The following is a 22713-nucleotide window of genomic DNA, read 5'->3' on the forward strand; positions in this document are numbered from 1 at the left end:
GGACAACGGAGCATGAGCATCGCGATCGTCGGCACCTCGGTGGAGCTGCCCGGGGTGGACGGCCTGGACGACCTGTGGCGGGTGATCAGTACGGGCGCCAGCCTCACCCGGCCGTTCCCGCCGCACCGCCGGGACACCCTGGCCGAGTACATCCACTACGTACGGGCCACCACCGTCGAGCCGGTGGAGGACGATGACCTGGACTTCCACAACGGCTGCTTCCTCGACACCGTCGACACGTTCGACTACGCCGTGTTCGGGATGACCCCCCGGCAGGCCACGCTTACCGATCCGCACCACCGCATGGTGCTGCGCGCCATGTTCCTCGCCCTGGAGGACGCCGGATACTCCGCCGACCGGCTCCGTGGCAGCCGGACCGGGGTGTTCGTCGGCTTCGCGACCAACCCGGGCGCGACCTACATGGACTACCTGTCCCGGATCGAGCCCTCAGCCAGCCAGCAGGCGATCACCGGCAACATCCCGGCCATGCTGGCCAACCGCCTCTCCCACCTGCTCGACCTGCGGGGGCCGAGCATCGTCGTCGACACCGCCTGCTCGGCCACCCTGGTCGCGGTGCACCAGGCCAAGAACGCCCTGCTGGCGGGGGACTGCGAGCTGGCGGTGGTGGGCGGCGCCCGGATCGTCTTCGCGCCGGTCAAGCATCCCCACTCGGCGATCGGCATCGAATCGTCCGACGGTGTCACCCGGACGTTCGACGAGGCCGCCGACGGCACCGGCTTCGGTGAGGGCTCCGGCGCCGTCGTGCTCAAACGGACCGAGCAGGCCATCGCCGACGGTGACCAGATCTACGCGATCCTGAAGGGCAGCGCGGTCAACCACGACGGCCACACCGACGGCATCACCAGCCCCAACTCCCAAGCGCAGGCCGACCTGCTGCTCGCGGCGTGGCAGAACGCCGGCATCGACCCGCGCACGCTCGGCTACTTCGAGGCCCACGGCACGGCCACCCGGGTGGGCGACCCGATCGAGCACGAGGGCATGAAGCTGGCCTTCGCCCAGCACACGGCGGAGCGGAACTTCTGCGCGGTGGGCACGGTCAAGGCGAACGTGGGCCATCTGTTCGAGGGCTCCGGGGTGATCGGCCTACTCAAGGCGGTGGCGGTGCTGCGGCATCGGATGCTCCCGCCGCAGGCCAACTTCGTCACGCCCAACCCCAAACTCGACTTCGCCTCCGGACCGCTCTTCGTCCCCACCGAACTGCGTCCGTGGGAGTCGCCGACGGGCCCGCGTCGCTGCGGGGTGAGCGCGTTCGGCCTGGGCGGCACGAACGCCCACGTCGTGGTCGAGGAGTACGTCGCGGCGCCCCGCCCGCTCGCCCCCGCCGGTGACCACCTGTTCACGCTGAGCGCGGCCACGCCCCGCTCACTGACCGGGCTGGTCCGCAGCTATCTGGCGTTCATCGACGGCGGCGGGCTGGACGACCTCGACATCGCCGACGTCTGCTACACCACCCAGGTCTCGCGTTCGGCACACCGCTACCGCATCGCCCTGCTGGTCACCGGCCCCGACGATCTCCGCCGAGCGCTGGAAGGGGTCCTCGCCGACATCCCGCAACCCGTCGTCGGCCGGCTCGCCGAGGCGGCGGAGGAATACCTGCGGGGCGCTCCGGTCGACTGGCGGGCACTCGCCGCCGGCCAGGCGCGTCGGGTCGTCCGGCTGCCCCGCTACGTCTTCGACGAGAGCACCGCCTGGCTGAGCTTCCCGGACGACTGGCGGCAGACGATGTCGCTGGAGCGCGCCACCGAGCACCATCCGGTGACGCACGACGTCGAACTCCGGCCCACGCCGGCACCGACACCGGAGACGACCCCGGCGGGCACCGTACTGGCGCTCGTCGACCCGGCGACCGAGGCCGGCGGGTTGCTGGCCGCCGCCCTGCCCGCGGCGAGTCGGATCGTCCGCCTCGGTGAGCCGATCGGCCCCGGCGAAGAGGTGTTCGCCGCCGACAGCGTGGCGTCGATCGAACGCATCGTGCGGCTCGTCGACGAACACGACGTCACCCACCTCGTCTACGCCCTGGCGTTCGAGGAGCGCCCGGCGACCGACATCGAGGAGATCGAACGTCGATCCACCAAGAACCTGTACGGCCTCTTCCACCTGACCAAGGCGTTGATGGCTGCCGGCGCGAAGCTCGACCTGGTGGTGCTGACCCGGACCGCGGTCAGCGCCCACCAGGGCGAGACGACGGCGGTCACCGAGAACGCCGCGCTGGTCGGCTTCGGCAAGGTGATCGTGCGGGAGTACCCGTACGTCAAGGTCAGGCACATCGACGTCGACCTGGCCGTGTCCCCGGCCGCGCTACGCGCGGAGATTCTCGCCGACGAGCACGGCCTGTCGGTCCTCCGGGGCGAGCAGCGGCTGCGCGAGGTCTTCGTCGAGGTCCCCGAGATCGACCTCGGCGTCGAGGCCGAGGGGCCGCGGCCGTATCTCAAGCCGGGTGGCACCTACCTGATCACCGGCGGCACCGGCGCGCTCGGCCTCGCCGTCGCCCGCGACTTCGCCGCCGCCCAGCACGACATCACGGTGATCCTGCTCAGCCGATCCGGGCTGCCGCCCCGCGACCGGTGGGACGAGCTGACCGGGCCCGCTTCGGACGGGCCGCAGGCGAACCGGATCCGGGCGGTGCGGGAAATGGAGGCACTGGGCGCCACGGTGGACGCGGTGGCGGCCGACGCGGGCGACAGCAAGGCACTGGCCGAGGCGGTCGCCCAGATCCGCCTTCGACACGGCCGGATCGACGGCATCGTGCACGCCGCCGGCCTGCCCGGCGGAAGCACGGTCATGTTCCGCCACCTCGACGACTTCGACGCCGTCGTACGGGCGAAACTGCACGCCGCCTTCGTCCTCGACGAGGCGACCCGGGACGACCCGCCGGACTTCGTCGCGCACTTCTCCTCGGTCGCCTCGGTCTTTCCGGCCCCGGGTCAGGCCGACTACGCCGCCGCCAACTACTACCTGGACAACCTGGCCAGGTCCCGGGCCGGCGGGCGGTGCCACGTGATCGCGCTGGACTGGGTGGCCTGGAAGGAGATCGGCATGGCGGTCGACTTCGGCACCAACGGCGACACCATGTTCAAGGCCATCCCGACCGCGGTGGGCCTGGCCGTCCTCGACGCCGGCCTGCGCTCCCGCCGTTCGCGGCTGTTCGCCGGCGAACTCCACTACGGTGGCGAACTGATCCACCTGCTGCGTTCCTACGACGTCGGGCTCTCCGCCGACATCGAGGCGACGGTGGAACGGCACATGCACGCGCTGGAGGCCCGGCTGGCGAAGGCCACCGACCGGATCCAGACGACGGTCGCGGCGGTGCCGGTCGAACTCGACGGCCGCGCCGGTGGCGACTACTCCGACACCGAACGGTCGGTCGCGCGGTGTCTGGCGCTCGCCTTCGGCTACGACCGGCTCGACGTGGAGGCCGACTTCTTCGACCTGGGCGGCGACTCCATCATGGCGGCCACGGTGGCCAACAACATCGCGGTCTACCACGGTGTGTCGTACGACGTCGCGGACCTGCTCGCCGACCGCACCGTCGCCGAGATCGCGTACCACGTCGACGAACTGCGGGAGTTCGGCGCGAGCGGCAACTGAGCGACGACCGGGATCGGGGACGTCATGACCGACATGACAAAGGGGCCGCCGCTCCGGCAGATCGTCGGCTTCGCCCTGCCGCTGACCGCGGCCAGCCTGTTCCAGCAGGTGTACCTCCTCGTCGACGGCATCGTCGTCGGGCGCTACGTCGGCGTCGAGGGGCTGGCCGCGGTCGGCGCGAGCGGGCCGCTGTTCTATCTGCTGAACGCGATGTTCATCGGGCTCGGCACCGCGTTCACCATCCGCCTGGCGCACCTGCGTGGCGCCGGGCAGGACCGGCAGCGGCGCGACGTCGTGGTGTCCCTGGCCCTGGTCACGGTCGGCTGGACGGTGGGCTGCGTACTGCTGGTCACCGTGCTGGCCCAGCCGGTGCTGGCGCTGATGGGCATCACGGGCGAGTTGGCCGAGCAGTGCGCCCGCTTCATCCAGGTGCTTTCCCTCGGTTTCCCCGGCATCTTCGGATCCGCCGCGGTCAGCGCCTACCTGCGCGGCCTCGGCAACTCGCGGGCGGCGATGTGGGTGCAGGCCGCCGGAAACCTGCTGAACATCGGGCTGGCCCTGCTCTTCGTCGGTGGACTGGGCTTCGGAATCGCCGGTGCCGCGTTGGCCACGGCGGCGGCCAGCAGCGCCGCCGCGGTCATCGGAGTCGTCGCGTCGGCCCGGATCTATCCCCTGCCACCCGGCCGGCCCGCCCGCGAGGCCGTACGCGGCGAACTCGTCGACGCCACCCGGCTCGGTCTGCCGCTGGCCACGCAGCACATCATCCTCGCCGTCGGGATCATGGTGCTGGTCTGGATCATCGAGCCGTACGGCGAGGTGGTGATGGCGGCCTTCACCGTCGTCGCGCGGGTCGAGGCGTTCAGCGCCATCCTGTTCCTGTCCTTCTCCGGGGCGGTCACCACGTTCGCGGCGCAGAACCTCGGCGCCGGCCACCACGAACGGGCCAGGCACGCCCTGTTGCGGACCCTGGGGTTGACCTTCGCGCTGACGCTGGTGTTCTCCGCCGTGGTCCTGCTGGCCCGCGCCCCGATCGCCGCGCTGTTCACCGACGACCCGACCACCCGCCGGGTCACCGGCGAGTACCTGACGATCATTTTTCCCTTCCTGCCGCTCTACACCCTGATGGTGGTCCTGCACGGCTACCTCAACGGCGCCCGCCGCACCACAGCACCGCTGATCTGCACCATCGTCGCCTTCGTCATGGTGCAGATCCCGTTCGCGTACCTGCTCAGCCGCCCGTTCGGCATCCACGCCATCATGTGGGCCGTGGTCGCGAGTTGGACCGTCGGCCTGTCTTACTCGACCTTCTGCCTGCGACAGGTACTCCGATCGCCGGCGAACCCGGCACCCGGCACCCTGTCCACCGTCGTGGAGGTGCCAAGCTCCCCATGATCACTATCCGCTCGACCGACCTGGAGTTCCACGGCGGACGTTCGCGAACGGCCCCGCTGGCCTGGGGCCAGGAGGTCATCTGGGACCTGATCCGCGACTGGGAGGACACCCGGTCGTACGCCGTGCTCATCAAGTGGCTGCACATCCCGCTGCTGTTGAGCGTCGGCGACGTGCTGGAGAGCCTGGCTGAGCTGATCCGGCGCCACGAGGCGCTCCGCACCATGTACCACCCCACCGCCAGGGGCGACGCGATCCAGGAGATCCTCGGCTCGGGGTCGCTCCCGGTCGAGCTGGTCGACCGCTCGGTCGACGATCCGAAGGACTACGCCAGCATCGTCACCGACTGTCTGGAGCGCGCCGCGGAACTCGGCTTCGACCACGACAAGGAACTTCCGATCCGCTTCTCGGTGATCCTTCAGGACGGCATCCCGATCCTGCTCACGCTGGCCGTGTCGCATCTGTCCGCCGACTTCACCAGCGCTGAACTGCTGGTCACCGACCTCACCGCCCTGCTGGGAGCCCGCGCGGCCGGCGCGCCACCGCCACCCGCCCGGCCCGTATCACAACCGGCGGACCTCGCCCGGATGGAGAACGGGCCGCAGGGACAGCTACTGAACATCCAGGCCGCGCAGTTCATCCGGCGCCAGCTCGACCGAACCCGCCCGGAGATGCTGCCGGCACGGGCCACTCCGGTCACGCCACGGTTCTTCCGTGGGCAACTGGAGTCCGACGCGGTGGCCGTCGCGATCGGCCCGGCGGCCCGCCGCCACCGGACGACCTCCTCCGCGATCCTGCTCTCCATCACCTCGGCGCTGATCCGGTGCGTCTGCCCGGGGCCCAACTACCCCATCGACGTCATGCAGGGCAACCGCACGACACCGGAGCTGGCCGGCACGGTCAGCAACCTCAGCCAGGGGATCCTGACCGTGATCGAGCTGACCGCGGATTCCTTCGCCGCTCTGGTCCGTCACTGCTCGGCGGTGCTGGCGGAGGCGAGACGGTACGGCCGGCACCGCCAGCGCAGCACCCTGGACATGATCAGCGCGGCGGGGGCGCGGCGGGGCTGCCAGTTCAACGACACCTGGTCGGGGCTGCCCGGCCGGCCCACCAGACCCCCCGCCACCCTCGACGAACTGGCCGCGACGACCCGGTCCTCCACCTTCTCCTGGCCCGAGCGGGTGCCCATGAAGAACAAGGATCTCTTCATGGGGATCCGGGGCACCGCCGAGCGGATCCACCTCTCGCTGTTCGCTGACACGGCCCTGCTGCCGCCCGGCGACATCAGGGCGTTCCTCGACACGTTCGAGCGGGTGGCCGTGACCCTCGCGTACGAGGATCCCGCGCTGGAGCTGATCGCCGACTGGTTCGCCGAGAGCCGCGCCAGGTACGCCGAGATCGACCGGGACTGATCTGCAACCGTCACCCGGTCCGCCGGGAGGGTCGGCCCCGAGCCGGCAACCGGCCCCGGCCTACGCCGACGGCAGCCCGGCGATCACCTCGGCGACCGCCGGCGCGTGGGACGGGGCGAGCAGGTCCAGGTGGGAGCCGGGGACGCGGTGTACGCGCACGCCGGCCGGGCAGTGTTCCGACCAGATCTCCAGGCTCTCCTCGTCCACGCGCGGCTCCCGCGGTCGGACCAGGTCCAGTGGCCACGGATAGGTCGGCAGGCGGTAGACACGTTCCGCCTCGGCGTTGATCGGGTAGATCTCGACGAGGCGACGCAGCCGGTCGGGGCCGAAGCCGGGTGGCAGGACACCACGGGCGACCGCTTCGTCGAGGATGCGCGCGCACATCGCGTCGGGGGAGAGGGTGGCCAGGTCGTCCGCCGACAGGTCGAGGCCGAAGTTGTGGTTGACCAGGGACCAGAGCAGGCGGGCACGGGAGGCCGGTGGTTGTTCGCGGCGGGTGACGGCGGTGTCGAGGAGCACCACGGCGGCGGGTCGCTCGCCGTCGGCCGCCATCCGGCTCGCCATCTCGTAGGCGACCAGCCCGCCGAACGAGTAGCCGACCAGGACGAGTTGTTCGGGCCGGTAGGCGCGCGCCAGTTCCGCCCGGTAGGCGGCGGCCATCTCGCCGATGGTGTGGTCCGGCGACAGCCGCGGGTCGAGGGCCCGCGCCTGCAGTCCGACGCAGGTGTGACCGCGCGGCAGCGCGTCGGCGAGGTGCCGGTACCACAGGACGCTGCCGCCGAGCGGGTGCACACAGGCGACCACCGGGCCGCCCGGTTTGCCGGGACGGATCGGCACGAGGGGGGTGGGTGTGTCCGCGTACCCGTCGCGCAGCAGCCGGGCCATCGCGGTGACGCTGCCGGCCCGCGCCATCGCCGGCAGCGGCAGGGACACCCCGGTGCGCCGGCGGATCTCCGACAGGGTGCGCACGGCCTGTAGCGAGGTGCCGCCCTGGGTGAAGTAGTCGTCGTCGACGCCGAGGGCGGGGTTGCGGAGGTGGTCGCGCCAGATGTGCAGCAGCACCAGCTCGATGGCGTCGCGTGGTCGCCCGTCCCGGACGGCCTCGGTCGTGTCTGTCATTCCGGTTTCCCTCGTGACGGTCGGCGGGCCCGGGCCGACGGCCCGCGGCGCTGGTGGGGTCGGGGCGGGACCCGGTGGGTCAGGCGGGGGCCGGCTCCGGGCGGGTGCGGCGGGCCCAGGCGACGGCGGGGCCGTTGACGGCCGCGCCGACCAGCGGGATCACGGCGAGGACGAGCCAGCCGGTGGTGCCCAGGCCGCCGGTCAGGCCGGTCACCAGGGCGGGGCCCGCCACCGCCGGGACCGCCTGGCCGAGTCGGAAGACCCCGGCGTAACGGGCCTGCGCGTGCTCCGGGGCGAGACCGAACTGCATGGTCCACCGCGCCGTCTCACCGCCGAGTTCGGCGAAGGTCAGCAGGACCGCGACCAGCACCAGTACCGTGATCGCGGGCGCCACCGGCAGCCGGCCGGTCAGCGCGGCCACCGGGCAGGCGACGGCGAGCAGCAGGAAGGCCAGCCGCTGGAGGCGCGCGGCGGCCGGAATGGTGTCGCCGGCCCGCGACACCCGGACCTGGAGCAGCACGACCAGCAGGGTGTTGATGCCGGTCAGCCACGCCGCGAGCGGGCGGGGCACATCGGTGGCGGAGACGATCCAGAGGGGCAGCCCGACCAGCAGGATCGTCTCGCCGATCCGGGTGAGGCAGCTCACCTGCGCCACGAGCAGGTAGGGCAGGTCGGCGAGGGGTCGCACGCGCTGCCGCGCGCCCTCCGGCGGGGTCGGCCTCGGCCAGGCCGGCAGCAGCAGGTAGAGGCCGGCGACCGCGACCCAGCACGCGGCCACGGCCGCGAGCATTCCGACGTACGCCGCCCGCGAGTCGACGGCGAGCACCAGGCCGGCCGCCAGGGTCCCGACCGCGAAGCCGGCGTTGAACACGCTCCGCAGGTACGCCGAGACGCGCACCCGGTCGCTCCCGGCGACCGCTGCCGCGATCATGCCGTCGCGGCTGACGTCCCAGGACTGCTCGGCGACGGCGACGAGCGCGACGAGCGGCACGAAGGCCCAGAACGGGCCGGCCGCCAGCAGCAGGAGCACGAAGAGCGCCTGTAGCAGCACGAACACGATGGACATCCGGCGGGCGCCGTAGCGATCGGCCAGCCGGCCGGCCGGGACGCTCGCCAGGATGCCGGCGAAGGCGGCGGCGGAGAGCCCGGCGCCCACCTGGGCGACGGTCAGGTCGCCGGTCCGGAGGAAGTAGACCGGCGCGCCGGCGAGGTAGAGACCGGCGCCGACGCTGCCGGCGAGCTGCGCGGCGGCGAGCCGTCGGGCGGGGCCGGTCACCGGTACGAGCGTGTCGCGCACGGACGTCAGCCGACCGTGCGCCCCCTTGCCGCCTGCGGTTCCGGTTCCGCGTCCGGACATGGTGGACTGCGGTGACGCCATGCCGTTCCCCCGTTGAACTGCGCGTGCTGCGTGTGAGCCGGCGTTTCCCGAGTTTTTGATCTTTCCGCCGCTGGCCCGAGATGCCTGCCGGCCGCATTGACGCGAGCGATTCTAACAGCGCTGGTACGGGGTGTCACGGAGACTGATCTTTGTGGATTGCCAGGAATGTCGCCCCATGCTAGGGTGCGGTGCCGTCTCTCACTGAGAGCCGCGCGCTCGCGCGGGCGTCGTCTTAACGGGGGTTTTGACGTCTTGGAAAATGCAATTTTTCCTGCTCTTGTTCGGCTTTCCCGCGATGTTCTCGACATTTCCGAGAAGCAGTTCTCTGGAGATTCGCGGGAATCCTTTGCCGCGCTGGGTGGCACCTCGCTGCGGGCGATGCGGCTGGTCGCCCGGGCCGAGCGCGAACTCGACCTCCGGATCGACCTCGCTGACCTGCTGCGTCCCGGGCCGCTCACCGCGGCGCTGCGCCGCAGTGCCCCGCTGGACCGGGCCGAGCACCGGGACCGGCCGCCGTCGGACCGACGTCCCCTGCTGCCCGCGCAGCACGCCATGCTGGTGCACGAGCAGCAGTGGCCGGGCACCGGTTACCGCCTGCTGTTCAGCCTCCACTGTCCGGGGCCCGCCCGCGCCAAGCACCTCCGCGACTGCCTGGACGCGCTGACCGCCCGGCACGAGACCCTGCGTACCGTGTTCGACGCCGACGCCGACGCCGACGCCGACGCCGACGCCGACGCCGACGCCGACGCCGACGCCGACGCCGACGCCGGCCAGCCGGGACGCCGCGTGCTGCGCCGGTGGCGCCCGGTGCTGCGGGAGCAGGGGCGGGTCACCCCCGGTGGCGACCCGGTCGACGTCGCCCACGCGCACCTCGCCGACCTGGCGTCCGGCCTGGACCCGTTCCGCCGGCCGGCCGCCGAGTGGCTGCTGACCGAGCTGCCCGGGGACGAGAGCCACGTCGTCTCGCTGCTGGCCCACCACGCCCTGCTCGACGGCTGGGCGGTCGGGCTGGTGCTGCGGGAGCTGGCCGCGGCGTACCTCGGCGGCGCCGTGCCGCCGGCCGAGCCGGGCGTACCCCCCGACGTCCTGCTCCGGTCCGCCCGGCCCGACGACCGACTGCGGCGACGTCGCGCCGCCCAGTTGGCTGGCGCGCCGCAGGTGGTGGAGCTGCCCGGCCGGCCCGGCGGCACCGACCGGCCGGGGCGTCCGGGCTCGCGGCTGACCTTCACGCTCGGGGCCGAGGCCACCGCGGCGTGTGGCGACCTGGCGCGCGCCGCCGCCGTGAGCCGTACGGCGGTGCTGCTGGCCGCGTGGGCGCTCGTCGTGGCCCGCCGGTGCGGGGTCGACGACCTGCTCGTCGGGGTGCCGGCCGCCGGGCGCCCGACCGCCGAGCTGAGCGAGATGGTCGGGCTCGCGACCCGCGTCGTGCCGGTGCGCTGCCGCTGGGACGACGACGCGCCCGCGGGCACGCTGGGCCCCAGCGTGGCCGACGCCCTCGCCGACGCGGTGGCCGCCGCCGACCTGCCGTTCGAGGCGCTCGTGACGGAGCTGGGCGCCGCCGGGGCGATCGACCGCAACCCGCTGGTCCAGATCGGGTTCGCCGCCCACGACGAGCTGATCCCCGCCGAGCTGCCGGGCCCGGCCGGGACGGCGACCGTCCACGAAGGCCACGACGGCGGCTCCGTCTTCGACGCGATGCTCTATCTCCAGGCATGGGGGGAGCGGCCCCGGTTCGCGCTGGAGCACCGGCTGGCCGCGCTGTCCCCGGCCGGCGCGGCGGAGCTGGCCGAGGCGTTCGAGGCGACCCTCGTGGCGCTCGCACACGCCCGCGACCTGCCGCTGAGCACTGTTCGGGGCATGTCCGAGCGGCAGCGCGCCCGGCTCGGCGAATGGGGGCATGGGCCGGACGCCGGCCCGGGCGGCGGGCTGTGGCAGGCGTTCTCGGCGCAGGCGTCCCGCCGGCCCGCGGCGGTCGCCGTGCGCGGCCCCGAGGGCAGCACCACCTACGCCGAGCTGCACGACCTCGCCGAGCGGCTCTCCGCCGAGCTGGCCGACGCCGGGGTCACGACCGGCTCGACGGTGGTCGTGGCCGCTGCGGGCACCACCACCGAGGTGGTGGCCGTGCTGGCGACACTGCGGCTGGGAGCGGCGTACGTCGGCATCGACGCCGACGCCCCGGACGAGCGGGTGGCGACGCAGCTCGCCCGGTGCCGCCCGGCCGCCGTGGTGGGTGACCCGCGGATCGCCCGGCTCGCCCCGGGCGCCTGCGCGGTCCGCACCGGGCGGCCCCGGCCCGCGCGCACCGGCGACACCCCACCCGCCGCGCCGGCCGATCCGCAGCGGGTCGCCTGCCTGGCGTTCACCTCCGGGTCGACGGGTGAGCCCAAGGCCGCCCGGATCACCCACGCCGCGGTGCGGCGCCTCGTGCACGACCCCGACGTGTTCCAACACGGGCCGGACGCCGGTTTCCTGCGGCTCGCGCCGCTTGCCTTCGACGCCTCCACGATGGAGCTGTTCGTCCCACTGCTCACCGGCGGCCGGGTCGAGATCTTCCCCGGCCCGGTGCCGCACCCCGGCGAGCTGGCCCGGTTCCTGGCCGAGCGCGAGGTCATCCTCGCCTGGCTCACCGCCGGTCTGTTCCGGGTGCTCGCCGACTACGACCCGGCGGCGTTCCGAGGGCTCCGGCAGTTGCTCACCGGCGGCGACGTGGTCCCGGCCCGACAGGTCGCCGCCGTGCTGCGGCACTGCCCGCGTCTTCGGGTCACCAACGGGTACGGCCCCACCGAGAACACCGTCTTCACCACCGTGCACCACGTCGACGACCCGTGCGAGCTGGACTCGGACGTCCCGATCGGTCGGCCCGTCTGCGGCACCCACCTGCTGGTCCTCGACGAGCGCGGCGAGCTGCTGCCGCCCGGCGCGGTCGGGGAGCTGTGCGCCGCCGGCACCGGGCTGGCACGCGACTACCTGGACGATCCGGAGCGGACCGCCGAGGCGTTCCGGCGGCTCGGCGACGGCACCCGCCACTACCGGACCGGCGATCTGGTGCGCTGGGACGACCACGGCCGACTGCGCTTCCTGGGCCGCCGCGACCAGCAGGTCAAGCTGGACGGGCACCGGGTCGAGCGGGACGAGGTCACCCACCGGCTGCTGGCGCACCCACGGGTCAGCGACGCGGCGGTGGTGGTCGCCGGCGACGCCGACAGCGGCCGGTTCCTGGTGGCGGCGCTCGTCGCCCCGCCGGAGGCCGGTCTGGTCGATGAGGTGCGCGCGCTTGTCGCGCGGAGCCTACCGGCGTACGCGGTACCGAAACGCTGGGTGGTGCTCGACGCCCTGCCCCTCACCGCCAACGGCAAGGTCGATGCCCGGGCGATCCTGCGTCTGAGCGAGGAGGGGCCCGCCCCGGCACCGGCGCCGCCCGGCCCGTCGACAGCGGATCTGGAGTCGCTGATCGCCGAGGTGTGGACCGCCGTGCTCGGCGACGACGACTTCGGCTTCGACGAGCCGTTCTTCGAGGTGGGCGGCGACTCGTTGCAGTTGGCCAAGGTGCACCGGCTGCTGCGGGACAGGCTGCCCGGCCGGACCCTCGTCCTGCTGGACCTCTACCGGCACCCGACCGTGGATTCGCTCGCCGGGTGGCTGCGCGGCGCCGATCAGACGGCCGCCGGGGTGACCCGATGACCGTCGGACGCGAACCGATCGCCGTGGTGGGCGTCGCCGGCCGCTTCCCCGGCGTCGCGGGGCTCGACGAGCTGTGGGACGCGCTGGTCGAGGGCCGGGAGCTGCTCACCCGGTTCACGCCGGAGCAACTCGCCGCCGCCGGCGTCACCGAGCGGGAACGCGACGACGTGGACTACGTGCCCGTGCGGGGCACGCTCGACGGCATCGAGGACTTCGACGCCGCCTTCTTCGGCCTCACCCCCCGGGAGGTCATGATCACCGATCCGCAGCACCGGCTGCTGCTGGAGTGCGCGTGGGAGGCGCTCGAGTACGCGGGCCACCCGCCGAGTCGGGAACCGGGCCGGATCGGCGTGTTCGTGGGCACCGGCGTCAACACCTACCTGGCGAACCACCTGCTCGGGCGGCCGGACCTGCTCGCCGAGCTCGGCCCGCTGCCGATCCTCATCGGCAACGAGAAGGACCACGCGGCGACCCGGATCGCCTACCGGCTGGGCCTGCGCGGCGCCGCGATCGGCGTGCAGACGGCCTGCTCGACCTCGCTCGTCGCGGTGCACCTCGCCTGCGAGAGCCTGCGCAGCGGGGACGCCGACATCGCCCTCGCGGGCGGCGCGACGGTCAGCACGCCCCAGCAGCGCGGCTACCGCCACGAGCCGAACGGCATCGGCGCGCCGGACGGGCACTGCCGGGCCTTCGCCGCCGACGCCGCCGGGACGGTGGCCGGCAACGGCGCCGGGATCGTCGTGCTGCGGCGCCTCCGGGACGCGGTGGCCGACGGCGATCCCGTCCTCGGGCTGGTGCTCGGCTCCGCGGTCAACAACGACGGGGCCGCGAAGGTGGGTTACACCGCGCCCGGGGTCGCCGGTCAGGCCGAGGTGATCGGCATGGCCCTGGCCCGGGCCGGCGTCGACCCGGCGAGCGTCGACGTGGTGGAGGCACACGGCACGGGCACCGAGATCGGCGACGCCATCGAGGTCGCCGGCCTCGGCGAGGCGCTGGGGCGGGGCGGCCCGGCGGGCGTACGCCTGCTGGGGTCGGTGAAGCCGAACCTCGGCCACCTCGACGCCGCCGCAGGCATCACCGGGATGATCAAGATGCTGCTCGCCCTGCGCCACGGGATCGTGCCGCCCACCGTGAACCACGACCGGCCCCACCCCGACATCCCGTTCGCCGAGGCCGGCCTGCGCGTCAACACGACGGCCGAGCCTTGGCCGGCGCGCGGCGGGCCGCGCCGGGGCTGCGTCAGCTCGTTCGGCATCGGCGGCACCAACGCCCACGTCGTCCTGCAGGAGGCGCCCCCGCCGCCGGTCACACCGAGGACGGCGGACGCCGATCTCGTCGTGCTGAGCGGGCGCACCCCACAGGCGGTACGGGTGGCGGCGCGGCGGCTCGGCGACCACCTCGCGAACACGCCCCGGTGGGAACTCGCCGACGTCGCGCACACCAGCCGCGCCGGCCGTACCGCCTGGCCGACCCGGCGGGCGATCGTCGCCACCGACCGCGCCGACCTGCTGCGGCAGCTCGGCACCGAGGCGGAGCCGGTCACCGCGCCCCGCCGGGCGACGCTCGCGTTCGCCTTCCCCGGGCAGGGCAGCCAGTTCCCCGGCATGGCCGCCGGCCTGCACACGCGGCTGCCCGGCGTCCGCGAGCGGATCGAGACGGGCCTGGACGCGCTGCCGGCGGGCCGCGCCGACCCGGTGCGCGCCGTGCTCCTCGACCCGTCCGCCGCGGCGCAGGCGGCCCGCCCCTCGATCGCCCAGCCCGCCCTGTTCCTGCTGGAGTACGCTCTCGGCGGCCAACTCCTCGACTGGGGCCTGCGACCGCAGCGGCTGATCGGACACAGCGTCGGCGAGTACGCCGCGTTCTGCCTGGCCGGCGGCCTGCGCCCGGCCGACGCCCTGGCCCTGCTCACCGAACGCGGGCGGCTGGTGGAGCGCACCCCGCCCGGCCGGATGGCCGCCGTGCTGGCCGGCCGGGACCGGGTGGCCGCGCTGCTGACACCCGGCGTGCAGGTGGCCGCCGACAACGCTCCCGGCGTCACAGTGGTCTCCGGCCCGCCGGCCGGGGTGCGGGAGCTGTCCGACCGGTGCGCCGCCGCCGGCATCCGGGTACGCCCCGTGCCCGCCGCGCACGGCTTCCACTCCCGCCTGCTCGACAGCATCCGCGACGACTTCCGGACGGCCGCCGCCTCGGTGCCGCACCACCCGGTCACCACCACCGTCCTCTGCGGACTGACCGGGCAACCGGTGGTCGAGGGCACGACCCGCCCCGCCGAGCACTGGGTGCGGCAGATGTGCGAGCCGGTCCGGTTCCGGGAGGCCGCCGCCGAGTTGCTGGCCGTGCGTCACCCGGTCGTCCTGGAGGTCGGACCGGGCCGGGCACTGACCGCGCTGGTCCGCGCGGCGGGCGGCGGGCCTGTCCCGGTGGCGCCCACGATGCCGGCCACGGCGGGCCCCGACGCGCTGCCGGTGCTGCTGCGGGCGGTCGCGACGGCGTGGATTGCGGGCGTCGAGCCGGACTGGGCCGCGTTCCGGCTCGACCCGGCCGCCCGGCGGGTACCGCTGCCGGCGTACCCCTTCGAGCGCGTCCGGCACTGGGTCGACCTCACCCCGCCCGGGGCGGCGGCGGTGGCGGACAGCGCGGCGGTCCCGGCGGTCCCGGCCGCGCCGACCGCGCCGGGCGCGCCGACCGCGCCGGGCGCGCCGACCGAGCCCGAGACGTCCGCCGCCGCCGTGGAACGGGAGATCATCGCGGCGTGGCGGGACCTGCTCGGGGCGACCGACGTGGTGCCCGAATCCGACTTCTTCGCGCTGGGCGGGGAGTCGTTGGTCGCCGTGCGGATGCTCAGCCGGCTGCGACAGCGCTGCGGCGTCCGCGTACCCCTGCGGATCCTGGCGCAGGACCCCACCGTGCGCGGGCTGACACGGGCGGCCCTCGACCGCCTGCCGGCCCGCGTCAACTAGCGACACCTGGGAGAGACCGTGTCCGCATCGACGCCGGCCCTGGAAGTCCTCGCGGACGGCCCGGGCGCACCGCTCGTGATCATCGACTTCATCCGCATCTCCGCCGGCGCCGGGCTCGGCGAGCTGCTGGCCTCCGCGCCCGCCGACCGGCCCGTGTACCGCGCCGACCCGGTCGAGACGCTCCTGCGCGCCGACCGGTTCCGCAGCGCCACCGACCTCGCCGAGGAGTACGCCGCGGCCGTACACCGCCTGCCCGTGCGCCCGGCCCGGATCGTGGGTTACTGCAGCGCGACGCCGGTGGCCGTCCGCACCGCCGAGCTGACCGGGGTGCCGCTCGTCCTGGTCGAGCCGACCTGGCCCGACCGGGCCGCCGCGGCACACGACTTCCGCGGCTTCCGCGCCACCCTGCGCGAGGGCGAGCCGGCGGCGGTGCCACTCGACGCCGACCCGGCACGGGCCCTGTCCGTGATGGCGCGCACCCTGGACGGCGACCTCGACGTGTTCGCCCGCGCGAACGATCTGCCCGACGACGAACGGCAGGACACCCGCGAGCAGCTCGTCGACAGGTACGTCGCCTGGCTGCACGTGCTGCTCTCGGCGTCCGCCGACCCGGTGCCGCCTCGGCCCGCCGACGTGGTGCTGGCCAGCCGCGACTACACGGCCGAGCACCCGGGCGTCGAGACGCTCCGGCTCGACCTTTCCGCCGGTGAGATGCCGACCGCGCCGGTGACCCGGGCCGCCCTGATGGCGCTTGTCGACCCGACGGCGGCGCTCCGGTGACCGCGTACCTGTCCGAGCTGGTGCTGGCGCAGGCGGCCCGGACACCCGGCGCGTGCGCCGTCGTGGACGAGCGGGAGTCGCTGACGTACGCGGAACTGGTCCGGCAGGCCGGCGTGGTGGCCGGACTGCTGGTCGCGGCGGGGGTGGAGCGGGACGCCGTGGTGGCGGTCTGCGCCGAACGGTCGGTCCGCTTCCCGGTGCTGCTGCTCGGGGTGCTGCTGAGCGGGGCCGCATACCTGCCCCTGGAACCGGGCGACCCCGTGCCCCGCCTCGCCGGCATGCTCGACGACGCCGGCGCGGTTCTCGTCCTGACCGAGCCGGAGCTGAAGGCCGCCGCCGAGGCCGTCGCCGGGAGCCGTCGCGTGCTCGCCGTCTCCGCCGGTGAGCTGCGCGCGGGCGTCCCGGCGGCGCCGGTGCTGCCCGCCTCGGACCTGGGGTTGGCCTACGTCCTGTTCACCTCGGGCTCCACCGGGCGCCCCAAGGCCGTCGGCGTGGGGCACCGCGGCATCGTCAACCGGCTGCGCTGGATGCAGGACGAGTACGCCCTGACCAGCGCCGACGCCGTCCTGCAGAAGACACCCGCGACGTTCGACGTGTCGGTGTGGGAGCTGTTCTGGCCGCTCGCGCAGGGCGCCCGCCTGGTGCTGGCCCGGCCGGGCGGGCAGCGTGACCCGGAATACCTGATGGCCGTCCTGCGGCGGAAGCGGATCACCGTGGTTCATTTCGTGCCGTCCATGCTGGAGTCCGTCCTCGACGAGCCCGGTTGGGACGGGTACGACGCGCTGCGGCTCGTGGTCTGTAGCGGCGAGGCGCTCACACCGGCCGCCGTGCGCCGGTTCCGGGCGCGGAGCCGGGCGCGGATCGACAACCTGTACGGGCCTACCGAAGCCTCGATCGACGTCACCTGGTGGCCCTGCCGCCCGGTGGAGGACGGCGACTCGGTGCCGATCGGCCGGCCGATCGCGAACGTGGTGGTGCGGGTACTCGACGCGGACGGGAACCCGGTGCGCGAGGGCGTGCCGGGGGAGCTCCACCTCGGTGGCGACCACGCGCTGGCGCGGGGATATCTCGGCCGGCCGGGGCTCACCGCGGAGCGGTTCGTGCCGGACCCCTTCGCCGCCGGCGCCCGGTTGTACCGGACCGGCGACCTCGTCCGGTGGCTGCCCGGCGGGGTGCTGGAGTTCCTCGGCCGCCTCGATCACCAGATCAAGCTGCGCGGGCAGCGGATCGAGCCGGGCGAGATCGAGGAGACGCTGCGCCGGCATCCGGGCGTGACCGGCGCCGTCGTCCTGTTGCGCCGCGACGAGGGACGCGCCGACCGCCTGGTCGGCTATGTGGTGGGGCCGCCCGACGGCCCCGGTGAGCGGGAGCTGCGGGCCCATCTGGCCGAACGGCTGCCCGCGCCGATGGTGCCGGCCCGGCTGGTACGCCTGGCGGCCTTCCCCCTCACCGCGAACGGCAAGCTGGACCGCGCGGCGCTGCCGGAGCCACCGCGACGCAGGCGGTAGTCAGCGCACGAACCCGATGTGGGCGGTGGCCATCAGCGAGCCGGGCTCGCAGAACGGCACCCGCTCGACGACGCGGCCCTCGTCGAGGTCCACGACGAACAGGGTGGAGGCGCCGGTCATGAAGACGTACCGGCCGGAGGGCTCGACCGCCAGGTAGAGCGGCGACTGGCTGTTCTTCGCGCACATGAAGGGCGGCCGGACCGGCTCGTGCGCGAACAGCTCCAGGTCGAGAATCGTGGACATGTCGGCCGGGTCGAGGACGAACAGCCGGTTCGGGAAGCCGGTGACCGCGATGAGCTGCCGACCGTCGCGGTGGAACAGTTGCTGCGAGGTGATGCGCAGGAAGGTCGGCCCGGTGTGGGTGGCCTCCCGGACCGCGTGACCGCCCTGGTAGCGCCACCGTTCGAGCACACCCGGCCCGTGCACGACGACGTTGTTCTGCCACTTCGAGATGTTGTTGCAGGAGACGTAGAAGACGTCCGGATCGTCCAGGTCGACGTCGACGTGCGCGGAGCAGCTCGCGCCGGTGGTGTGCACCGAGGCGCGGGTCAGCTTCTCGTCCGCCACGACGAACCGGCCGGTGGGGAACTCGTTGGCCGCGTACCGGGCGACGTCGAGGCTGTCCCCGTCGGTGCCCAGCACCCGGCCGTCGGCGCCGGGGCGCACCGACAGGTCCATGTCGACGCCGACCATGAACCCGTTCGGCGACGCCTCCAGCTCGTGGATGGTGTCGAAGGCGAACTCGGGCAGGTCGCCCAGCCGGGTCGCCGCGCCGGTGCGCAGGTCGTAGCGCCAGGCGCTGCTGCGCAACGGCTGGTCCGGGTCGTGGTAGCGGCGCAGGCGGTCCTCGGCGTCGGTCATCGCGAAGGCGATCACGCCGGGCTCGACCTCGCACTTGGTGGAACTCTGCATCGCCGCGAAGTCGAGCTCGGCCGCCGGCGGCCACAGGTGCGAGCCGCCGTCGCGGCCGAGGCGACGCAGGTAGGGCGCCTGTTTGAAGGAGACGACGACCTCGCCGTCGTCGGTCTGCACGAAGCTGTGCGGGTGCAGGAAGTACGGGAGCAGGTCCTCCAGCCGGCCCAGCCCGTACGGCACCGGGTTGTCGCCGAGCCGCTCCCGCAGCACCGCCAACTGGCGGGACCGCAGGTCACCGATGTCGATCGTGGTCTCCCGCACGGTCCGGGAGCCCACGTCGAGGAAAAGGTACCGCTCGTGGGTGCCGCCCGCGGACAACCCGCAGACCAGGATCGTCAGGTCGCCGTACCCCGCCGACATCGGCAGGCTCATTTCAACAGCCACAACAGCGCCTCCCGGAGGATGGTGATGCAGTTGGTGGTGAGGACGGACTCGACATGGAACTGGAAGCTGGTGAACCGTTCGGAACGCAGCGCCACCACCCGGCCGTCGGGCTCCACGGCCACGGTCACCCCGGCGGGGGCCTCGGCCGGGGCGTCGGCGAAGAAGGTGTTGTAGAAGCCGACCGGCTCGGCCCGGCCGAACAGGTCGACGGTCTCCTGCACGCCCTGCAACGGCGGGTCCACCGGGCGCACGGTCATGCCGAGCAGACGGCAGAGGATCTGGTGGCCGAGGCAGACGGCGAGGAACGGCGTGCCGGTCTTCATCAGCTCGCCCACGATGCGGTGCAGTTGGGCGATCTTCGGGTCGTTCATCTCGTTCGGGTCGCCGGGACCGGGCCCGACGAGCACCAGGTCGTAACCGGTGAGGCCGATGCCGGACTCCCGGTAGTCGCGCATGGTGACCTTGAACCCGAGGTGTTCGAGGATGTGCTTGAGCATCTCGGTGAACTGGTCCTCGTTGTCGACGATCAGCACCGAGCGGCCGATGAGTTCGGGCGCGGCGTACCTGTCGTCGACCTGCCTGTTGATCCAGAACCGGGACAGGTAGCGGTTCCGCCCGTTCAGCACCTCGAGGACCTTGTCGTCCACGAACCGGTCGAGGAAGGGACCGGGCGGTTCGGCGGTGGTGATCGCCTTCAGCAGCCCCTCGGCCTTGGTGCGCACCTCACGGCACTCCTTGGCGGGCACCGAGTCGCGGACGACGCTGGCGCCGCTGCGGATCACGGCGTGCCCGTCGGCGTCCACCGCCATCGTCCGGATCGTGATGGCGCTGTCCAGCCACTCCTGCCCGTCGTCCTCCAGGCCGCGGATCATCAGGGCGGACGAGTAGTAGCCGCGGGACTCGGACTCGTGGCGGTGGATGACCCGGGCGGCGTTCTCCAGTGGGCTGCCGACCATCGTCGCGGCGAACATCGACTCCCGGAACGCGTCGAGCGGGCTCATGGTGGCGCTGCCCTCGAGCACGTACTCGGTGTGGACGAGCGCGCTCATCTCCTTGAGGTACGGTCCGCGCACGACGCCGCCCTCGCCGCAGATCCGCGACATCATCTTGAGCTCCTCGTCGACCACCTGGAAGAGCTCGTTCACCTCCTTGCGGTCGGAGAGGAACTCGATGAGGTCGGCCCGCTTCTGCAACGCGGCGCGCGGCAGCGTGCCGCAGATCGGGTTCATCGTGACCGTGCCGCGGCGGTAGGTCAGGTGCCGTTCTGGCGAGGACCCGATGAAGTAGCGCTCCCCGTCGAAGAAGCAGAAGGTGAGGTACGCCCCGATCTCGTTACGGGCGAGCCGGGCGAAGATCGTGTGCGCGACCTCGGGCCCGAAGTCACCGATGGTGACGTCGCACCGCCGCGAGATGAGGAAGTTGGAGCCCTCACCGCGCTGGATCTCCTCCTTGATGACCCGGTCGATACGGGCGGCGAACTCCTCGTCGTCCGGAGTGTGCACGGGCTCGGAGACCACTCGGACGTCGGCGCGCACGTCGGCGAACGACTCCAGCTCGACCTCACGGAACTCGCTGGGCACCAACGAGATGAGCGGCTCGTTGTCGTCGTGGCAGACGTAACCGCGCTCACGCAACTGCGCGTAGGGCACCATGGTCAGCACCGGGTGGGCGGCCGGGCGAGGCACCTCGGCGAGCGACCAGGACCGCACGGTCTCCCCGCGAGCGTAGTTGACCCGACCCTCGGAATGGACGAGGCAATAGGGGCTAGCGAAGTCAAGACTCACCGGAGGCCACCTTGCTGATCAGAAAGTGGTGTAACACCAGGTAATCGATTTCCGTATCGAGGAAGCAGCTTAGCCCATCGGCGGGTGACCCGACGATTGGCTGTCCCGCGACGTTGAAGGAAGTGTTGATCAGGCAGGGCACGCCGGTGACCTGCTCGAAGGCTCGAAGCAGGCCCGCCAGCAGGGGATTGTCCGCCTCGTCGACCGTCTGGGCCCGGGCGGTGCCGTCGACGTGGACGGCGCCCGGAACGAGCTTCTGGTATTCGGATCGTACCGGGAAGACGAATGTCATGTAGGGCGAGGACGTCTTCTTCCCCATTTCGAGGACCACCTGCGCCGATGCCGCGGGCAGCACCGGCGCGAAAGGCCGGAACGGCTCCCGCCGCTTGACGCGGATGTTGATGACGTCCTGAATATCGGGAAACGCGGGGTTGGCCAGGATGCTGCGATTGCCGAGAGCGCGCGGGCCGTACTCGACGGCGCCCTGGAACCAGCCGATCACCACCGGGTCGACGAGCAGCTTGGCCACCTCGGTGAGCAGCTCGTCCTCGGCCAGCTCGCGCCACTCGACCCGGTCACCCACCGCGGCGAGGGCCGCGCGGACGTCGTCGTCGGTGTAACTCGGTCCCAGGTACGGGCCGGGCGACGGGCGCACCGGGCGGCCCAGCTCGCGTGACGCGTACACCGCCGCGCCGATCGTCACGCCCGGGTCGCTCGCGCCGAAGCTGACCGACGCGTCCTCGAACCGGGAGCCCTCCAGCAGCTTGGTGTTGTTCACGCAGTTCAGCGCCAGGCCACCCTCGATGATCAGATTCCGCGCGGATGTGCGCCGTTCCAGCACCGACACCTGGTGCCGGGTGACCACCTCGACCGCGTCCTGGACCGCCCGGGCCACCCGGCACCGGAAGTCCCAGTCCGTGCGGTCGCCGGTGCGCCCGAAGATCTCGTCGAAGTAGGAGTAGTACGCCTGGGTGTCCAGCAGCGGGTTGCCGACCCGCAGCCGATAGCCGCCGGCCTCCTCCAGCGTGATCACCTCGCGCAGGAGCGGGTTGTCCGCGCCGAGCGGCGGATGGAAACCGCTGAGCCCCATCACCTTGTACTCGTCGTTGTTCGGCACGAAGCCGAGGTAGCGGGTGACCTTGCTGTAGAGCAGCGCGAGACTGTTGGTGATGTCGACGGTGGCGTCTTCCAGGATCGTCACCTCGCCGTCGCGGACCTCGCCCATGATCGACGAGTAGCGCTCCGCGCGGCCGTCGCTGACCAGGAACGCCGCGTCCCGCCAGCCGGCCGTGTGGTAGCCGCACGACAGGTGGGCGAGGTGGTGCGGGACGAGCCGGAGCCGGTCGGCCGGGATGGTGAAACCGGTGCGCGCGGCGAAGTCCGCCCGGATCGCCTCCGGCGTGAGCAGCGTCGTGCGTAGCTCCTCCAGCCGGGCCAGGCGGTCGGCCCGCTCCGGCTCCGGCACCGCCGATCGGGCGATCCCGGCCCGCTCCGCCGCCCAGACCTCCGCGGTGAAACTCCAGGGGAAGGCGAAGCAGTCGACGTCGGCCAGCCCGACGCCCGCCTCCCCGAGCGCCCAGCGCAGCGCGTTGACCGGCAGGTCGGACGTCTTCTTGACCCGGCTGAGCCGTTCCTCCTCCACGGCGGCGACCAGCTCGCCGTCGACCACCACGGCGACGGCCGCGTCGTGCCCCAGCACCCGGTGCCGGTCGAGGCCCGAACGCCGGTACAGGCGCCCGAACAGCTCCGCGGACCGCGTGAAACCGTTGAAACCGACGACGATCATGCCCATCA

General features: G+C 73.0%; 12 protein-coding genes. 7 read left to right on the forward strand and 5 right to left on the reverse strand.

What is annotated here, in order from left to right; translation table 11 throughout:
- Window positions 1-12: 12 nt before the first annotated feature.
- From O7602_RS09120 to O7602_RS09130, 3 genes are read left to right on the forward strand one after another with little or no spacing between them, the layout of a single operon-like run.
- Window positions 13-3609, forward strand: coding sequence for a type I polyketide synthase (locus tag O7602_RS09120; RefSeq protein ID WP_281587850.1), 3597 nt, complete (start codon window positions 13-15; stop codon window positions 3607-3609).
- A 24-nt stretch (window positions 3610-3633) separates the two neighbouring features.
- Complete coding sequence (locus O7602_RS09125) at window positions 3634-5001, forward strand: MATE family efflux transporter (protein ID WP_281587851.1); 1368 nt, start codon at window positions 3634-3636, stop codon at window positions 4999-5001.
- The gene (locus tag O7602_RS09130; protein ID WP_281587852.1) at window positions 4998-6410 is read left to right on the forward strand and encodes a condensation domain-containing protein; all 1413 of its coding nucleotides are present in this window, start codon (window positions 4998-5000) and stop codon (window positions 6408-6410) included. Before O7602_RS09125 ends, O7602_RS09130 begins: the two co-directional genes overlap by 4 nt.
- 60 nt (window positions 6411-6470) lie before the next feature.
- On the opposite strand, the gene O7602_RS09135 is transcribed toward O7602_RS09130, so the two are convergent.
- Together O7602_RS09135 and O7602_RS09140 are read right to left on the reverse strand one after the other, a co-directional pair.
- The gene (locus tag O7602_RS09135; RefSeq protein ID WP_281587853.1) at window positions 6471-7529 is read right to left on the reverse strand and encodes an alpha/beta fold hydrolase; all 1059 of its coding nucleotides are present in this window, start codon (window positions 7527-7529) and stop codon (window positions 6471-6473) included.
- A gap of 79 nt (window positions 7530-7608) precedes the next feature.
- On the reverse strand, window positions 7609-8826 hold the full coding sequence (locus O7602_RS09140; RefSeq protein WP_281587854.1) for an MFS transporter: 1218 nt from the start codon (window positions 8824-8826) through the stop codon (window positions 7609-7611).
- Window positions 8827-9072: 246 nt separating this feature from the next.
- Between O7602_RS09140 and O7602_RS09145 the strand changes: the two genes are divergently transcribed.
- The 4 genes from O7602_RS09145 to O7602_RS09160 are packed head-to-tail and all read left to right on the forward strand — an operon-like array spanning window position 9073 to window position 17836.
- On the forward strand, window positions 9073-12588 hold the full coding sequence (locus tag O7602_RS09145) for an amino acid adenylation domain-containing protein (protein WP_281587855.1): 3516 nt from the start codon (window positions 9073-9075) through the stop codon (window positions 12586-12588).
- On the forward strand, window positions 12585-15548 hold the full coding sequence (locus O7602_RS09150; RefSeq protein ID WP_281587857.1) for a beta-ketoacyl synthase N-terminal-like domain-containing protein: 2964 nt from the start codon (window positions 12585-12587) through the stop codon (window positions 15546-15548). Before O7602_RS09145 ends, O7602_RS09150 begins: the two co-directional genes overlap by 4 nt.
- A gap of 18 nt (window positions 15549-15566) precedes the next feature.
- A complete protein-coding gene (locus tag O7602_RS09155) occupies window positions 15567-16328 on the forward strand; it encodes a hypothetical protein (protein ID WP_281587858.1) in 762 nt (253 codons plus the stop codon).
- The gene (locus tag O7602_RS09160) at window positions 16325-17836 is read left to right on the forward strand and encodes an amino acid adenylation domain-containing protein (RefSeq protein ID WP_281587859.1); all 1512 of its coding nucleotides are present in this window, start codon (window positions 16325-16327) and stop codon (window positions 17834-17836) included. The genes O7602_RS09155 and O7602_RS09160 overlap by 4 nt, the downstream gene beginning before the upstream one ends.
- Here the strand turns inward: O7602_RS09160 and O7602_RS09165 are convergent, their stop codons facing one another.
- From O7602_RS09165 to O7602_RS09175, 3 genes are read right to left on the reverse strand one after another with little or no spacing between them, the layout of a single operon-like run.
- On the reverse strand, window positions 17837-19123 hold the full coding sequence (locus tag O7602_RS09165; protein ID WP_281587860.1) for a hypothetical protein: 1287 nt from the start codon (window positions 19121-19123) through the stop codon (window positions 17837-17839).
- Complete coding sequence (locus O7602_RS09170) at window positions 19120-20919, reverse strand: anthranilate synthase family protein (protein ID WP_281587861.1); 1800 nt, start codon at window positions 20917-20919, stop codon at window positions 19120-19122. Before O7602_RS09170 ends, O7602_RS09165 begins: the two co-directional genes overlap by 4 nt.
- A complete protein-coding gene (locus O7602_RS09175; RefSeq protein ID WP_281587862.1) occupies window positions 20909-22705 on the reverse strand; it encodes a carbamoyltransferase C-terminal domain-containing protein in 1797 nt (598 codons plus the stop codon). The genes O7602_RS09170 and O7602_RS09175 overlap by 11 nt, the downstream gene beginning before the upstream one ends.
- Window positions 22706-22713: the final 8 nt, after the last annotated feature.

The organism is Micromonospora sp. WMMD1128, from assembly GCF_027497235.1.
Lineage (GTDB): Bacteria > Actinomycetota > Actinomycetes > Mycobacteriales > Micromonosporaceae > Micromonospora.

Excerpts from the sequence above, each read along its gene's own strand:
- O7602_RS09120 (WP_281587850.1), top strand. The coding sequence starts at position 13 with ATGAGCATCGCGATCGTCGGCACCTCGGTGGAGCTGCCCGGGGTGGAC.
- O7602_RS09125 (WP_281587851.1), top strand. The coding sequence starts at position 3,634 with ATGACCGACATGACAAAGGGGCCGCCGCTCCGGCAGATCGTCGGCTTC.
- O7602_RS09130 (WP_281587852.1), top strand. The coding sequence starts at position 4,998 with ATGATCACTATCCGCTCGACCGACCTGGAGTTCCACGGCGGACGTTCG.
- O7602_RS09135 (WP_281587853.1), bottom strand. The coding sequence starts at position 7,529 with ATGACAGACACGACCGAGGCCGTCCGGGACGGGCGACCACGCGACGCC.
- O7602_RS09145 (WP_281587855.1), top strand. The coding sequence starts at position 9,073 with ATGTCGCCCCATGCTAGGGTGCGGTGCCGTCTCTCACTGAGAGCCGCG.
- O7602_RS09150 (WP_281587857.1), top strand. The coding sequence starts at position 12,585 with ATGACCGTCGGACGCGAACCGATCGCCGTGGTGGGCGTCGCCGGCCGC.
- O7602_RS09165 (WP_281587860.1), bottom strand. The coding sequence starts at position 19,123 with ATGAGCCTGCCGATGTCGGCGGGGTACGGCGACCTGACGATCCTGGTC.
- O7602_RS09175 (WP_281587862.1), bottom strand. The coding sequence starts at position 22,705 with ATGATCGTCGTCGGTTTCAACGGTTTCACGCGGTCCGCGGAGCTGTTC.